The sequence below is a fragment of the Rhodococcus sp. EPR-157 genome (genome assembly GCF_001647195.1).
Classification (GTDB): domain Bacteria; phylum Actinomycetota; class Actinomycetes; order Mycobacteriales; family Mycobacteriaceae; genus Rhodococcoides.
In genome coordinates, this window is record NZ_LVCV01000058.1 from 1 (window position 1) to 3,976 (window position 3,976).

At 61.1% G+C, this 3,976-nt stretch carries 4 protein-coding genes and 1 pseudogene; 1 reads left to right on the plus strand and 4 read right to left on the minus strand.

The window, feature by feature from the left end; all coding sequences use genetic code 11:
• Positions 1 to 164: 164 nt before the first annotated feature.
• From A2J03_RS02505 to A2J03_RS02520, 4 genes are read right to left on the minus strand one after another with little or no spacing between them, the layout of a single operon-like run.
• Entirely contained in the window at positions 165 to 809 is a 645-nt protein-coding gene (locus tag A2J03_RS02505; protein ID WP_068369291.1) for a hypothetical protein, read from the minus strand.
• A complete protein-coding gene (locus tag A2J03_RS02510) occupies positions 806 to 1,405 on the minus strand; it encodes a hypothetical protein (protein WP_231912330.1) in 600 nt (199 codons plus the stop codon). Before A2J03_RS02510 ends, A2J03_RS02505 begins: the two co-directional genes overlap by 4 nt.
• Before the next feature lie 44 nt (positions 1,406 to 1,449).
• Positions 1,450 to 1,983 carry a hypothetical protein gene (locus tag A2J03_RS02515; RefSeq protein WP_068369295.1) on the minus strand — a complete coding sequence of 178 codons (534 nt, stop codon included), beginning with the start codon at positions 1,981 to 1,983 and terminating at the stop codon, positions 1,450 to 1,452.
• Positions 1,984 to 1,995: 12 nt separating this feature from the next.
• Positions 1,996 to 2,640, minus strand: coding sequence for a hypothetical protein (locus A2J03_RS02520; RefSeq protein WP_231912331.1), 645 nt, complete (start codon positions 2,638 to 2,640; stop codon positions 1,996 to 1,998).
• 347 nt (positions 2,641 to 2,987) lie between these two features.
• Here A2J03_RS02520 and A2J03_RS02525 point away from each other — a divergent pair.
• A pseudogene (locus A2J03_RS02525) lies at positions 2,988 to 3,976 on the plus strand (sigma-54-dependent Fis family transcriptional regulator); the annotation flags it as partial.

Consider the following 3,976-nt stretch of genomic DNA (forward strand, 5'->3'; position numbering starts at 1 on the left):
TGCGGGCCTGGGCGACGCCATCTCGGAAGATGTGGCTGGTGGTGTTGAGGTCGCGGGTGAGGATCAAGACACCGACGAGGAGGACGCTTGTCGCCGACAGCGCGATACCCCAGGAAATTCGAAGCATGTGGTGTCCTTTCGCGGACGTAGGAGCGTCGGCTGCGCTAGTTGCCGGGTGCCGGTATCGGCGGCGCGGGTTGCTGTGGACCGTTCACCAGAGGACCCAGAATTGCCAGCAAAGGCCCGAACTCCTGGACGTGACGCGCCTCTTCCTCGATAGTGGCCAACGTCGAGGAAATCGCCGCCGCCCTCGGACCGAGTTGGATCACACTGTCCGAGATGGCACCCAACCCGGAGTCGACAGCCTCGAGTTCCTCTGCGACCGTTCCCACCGCTCCCGACAGTCCCACGACGGTGGGACTTGCTTGATCGGACAGAGCGGTGATGTCCGATATCAGTCCGGGCAACGGTGTCCCGTTGCCCGCCACTGTCGTCGTCGAGGCGTTCAGGGATTCTGTCTTTGCCGTCAAGTTGGACGCGGTGTCAGCCAGACCGGAAAGATTGTCCGACAGGGGAATCAGCACTTGCATGCCCGAGGCGAGCTCAGTGTGTTTGGTCACCAGGCCCTGCGTCAATTCGTCCAGCTGGTCGGCCGAGTCGATGAGTTCGAGCGAATAGGCCGCAGGGTTTCCCAGAGGGTCCGCCAGGTCTCTCGCTCCTGGCACGAAACTGTTGAAGATCGAGAGGACGACGGCGGGAACGACACCTATGATCGCGACGAGTGCTAGCCAACGCTTTTTCGAGATCATCGAATTCCTTCGGGTGCGGGTATGAAGGGCCCGGTTGCTGGGATGGGTGCAAGTTTGTCTGTGGTGCGGGCCAACTCCGCATTGAGCTCTGCCACCAGCGTCAACGCTCGGTCGAGTGCCCCATCGACCTGACTGACAGTGACATCCGCGTCGGTGGAGATCTGGTTCAACGACGCCGCGGAATCCTGCAGAACGAGTGCAACGCCCTCGAGCTGGCCGGCAATCTCGGCATCGTCGCGGCCTGCATCGACCAAGACACTCGCATTGGGCAGAAGCGATCCCAGATGTTCGACATCGACGGCAGCGGCTGCGTTGAGGTCGGCGAGAATACCTGTCAATTCCTCGAGTTGCTCACGTGCGGTTGCCGGCGCGGTCAAGTCGGCCCGTTCGTCGAACATACCGTTGGTGTTCGTGAAGTTCTCAACGATGGTTCGCGAACTCTGTTGCACCACTTGCCCTTTGTGAATTGCCATCAGTACGAGGACCAACAGCGCAAGCGCAACGATTGCCGTGATCCGGCCGACCCACTCTGTCGCCGCGGCGAAGCGTCCGGGCGCTTCGCTCGCCGGTTTGTCGGTATCGATTTCGGTCCTCATATCACATCCGTTGTTGTGGTTCGGGGGGGCGAACAAGACGTTGATCACCCTGGAAGAGGGAGCATTTGATTGATAGTTCGAGCTGCAGCGACAGAGCCGTTCAAGTCGTCGACGAGCCCGTCGACCAACGTCAGTAACTCCTGTCCTTGCGATCCGAAGGTCTGTGCCGAGGACACAAGGGGCACCACAGTGCCGCGAATACGCTCGAGAATCGATGCAATCGAGTTCAGTTGCTGGTTGGTCAATTGCGCTCCTGAGGTACTGCTGGCCAGGAGTTCCGCCGCCGGCCCGATGGCGGCGTCGAGTTCGGCGAGCAACGGACCCAGAGCGGCGGTGGCGTCGAGCGCACTTCTGGCCGTGACAGTCAGATCTGTCAGCTGCGAGAGTTGCTCGGTCAAGGTGTCATTGACATCGACAATGGCCTGGGAGGCCGTGATGCTGGTCTGGTTCGCTCGCTCTTGATTGTCGAGTCGGTGATTGAGATTGAAGATGACCACCGACAACAGACCTACAACTACGAGTGCTGCCGTGGCGAGCACGAAGCGTGCGGGCCCGCCTCGTCGGCCGAAAAATACCATGACGATGCTCCTTTATTGTCCGGACAGGTCGTTGGCCGATTCTTCGGCCGAAAGTCTTGCGCTGTGCACGTCGGCAGCGGTGATGCGCACCGTGTCGAGAATGGCGGTCATCGAATCGATATTCGAGGACAGCGCACCATCTGCTCGATCGACCGGGTCGTTCAACCCACGCACCGTCGTCGTCAGCGAGTCCAGGGACGAGACGAGTTCACCGACGTTCTGGTCCGCCGAGCCCAGGGTGGCGCTGATGTCGTCGTTGATCTGGGCGGTCAGCGCACCGAGCTCACCGCTGACGGCCGAGTCGGTAGCCAGCACGCTCTCGAGGGCCGCATTCATCGACCCCAAGGACCCCAGCGCAGCAGACGTACGCTTCTCCTGCGCCACTATCTCGTCGAGAGCTGGGTTGTAATTGCCGGCGGATTCCACAGCCTGGTCGAGCCTCGACGGCGTGACGACAAGGCCGTAGATACGCGGGCCGAGATAAAAGACCAGCAGCAACAGGGCGGTCACTATGAGTACCACGCGGCCGATGATCACTGTTGTCGACACTGCGTCGCTCGGCCTGTTCTCGGTATTCAGGGCTGTTGCCCGCGAGGGCGCGGCGGCAGGTGTGTCGTCACTGTTTGCACGATCACTTCCCGAGGGGTGGTGCGTCACGACGACACCACGCCATCGTGACGGCCGGACGTATCGTTCGTAGGGACGGTTCGCCTGGATGCAGGGCACCGAAAACCGGTCTTCATGGGATGGAATCCTTCGACGTTGCTCGTGACGAGCGCTAGAGTGCCGTTCTGCGAAGCCGCAACGCACGTCAACAGCGCGATTGATGGGGCTTACGTTGACACACAGAACTTTCGAGTTCTACGTTTTGTCCGTTCAGCGAGAGGATTTCCATTGAGCCGAAGCGCAGCTCGCTTCTGATCGAACCCCAACCTCGCCAATTCTGCGGACCGTCCTCATCTCGCCGGTGTGCGGACTTAAAGTGAAGGGCAGAGGTGAGGATGATGACAATAGACAACACCACCCGCGGTGGCCACGATCCGGCGATGGTGCGCGAGGAGATCGCCTTGTCGTGGAAGCGGTCGTTGCTCAGCGGTCTGCAGCCCACACACTCCCTCGACAGTCTCGCAGTCGCGGATGTCGATCGACGCAGTCGCCTTCTCGACGCCGCGGCACCGATTCTCGACCGTATGCAAACTGATCTCGAAGGCACCGGCTTCTGCGTACTGCTGGCCGATCGCGATGCTCGCCTGGTCGATATGCGATTCGGCCGCAGCGGTATGCAGGATCTGATGGCCGAGGACGGGGCCGTGCGTGGCAGACGGTTCGCAGAGGAAACCACGGGTACCAATTCCATTGCGACCGTGTACGAGACGCGAACGCCGTTGGCTGTTCGCGGTGAGGAACATTATGTCGAATCGATGAAAAAGTTCAGCTGCTACGGATACCCGTTGACGCACCCGGTGACCCGCCGCCTCGAAGGCGTACTCGACATCACATTTCTTGCAGCGCAGGATAATCCACTTCTGCAGCCAATGCTCAGGCACGCTGCGGACGATGTCCAGCGGCGATTGCTCGAGGGCGCGAGGGAGTCCGAGAAGCAGCTACTGACGGCCTTTCAGGAAGCCGTGGCTCACCGCCGGGGCGCGCCGGTGTTGGCACTTGCCGACGATGTTTTGCTGGCCAACACGAGTGCACAGCAACTGCTCGACACCATCGACCATGCTGTCCTCCGGGCCATTACCGAGGGAAGTCCGGTCGGTACCGTTCAGCACCGACTCATCACCGTCAACTCGGGCATCACGGTGCGGGCCGAGTGGCTTCGCGTCACCCGTACCGGAGGTGTGGTCATCCATTTCGACACCGCCGGCGGCGCAGAACCGTCGTCGAAACCGACGCTGTCGGGCATCGTCACCACGGCCGACAAGGTCCGCGACCTCAAATCATCGCGCACGCCGTTTCTCCTATGCGGAGAATCGGGCACCGGAAAGAG

Excerpts from the sequence above, each read along its gene's own strand:
- A2J03_RS02515 (WP_068369295.1), bottom strand. The coding sequence starts at position 1,983 with ATGGTATTTTTCGGCCGACGAGGCGGGCCCGCACGCTTCGTGCTCGCC.
- A2J03_RS02510 (WP_231912330.1), bottom strand. The coding sequence starts at position 1,405 with ATGAGGACCGAAATCGATACCGACAAACCGGCGAGCGAAGCGCCCGGA.
- A2J03_RS02505 (WP_068369291.1), bottom strand. The coding sequence starts at position 809 with ATGATCTCGAAAAAGCGTTGGCTAGCACTCGTCGCGATCATAGGTGTC.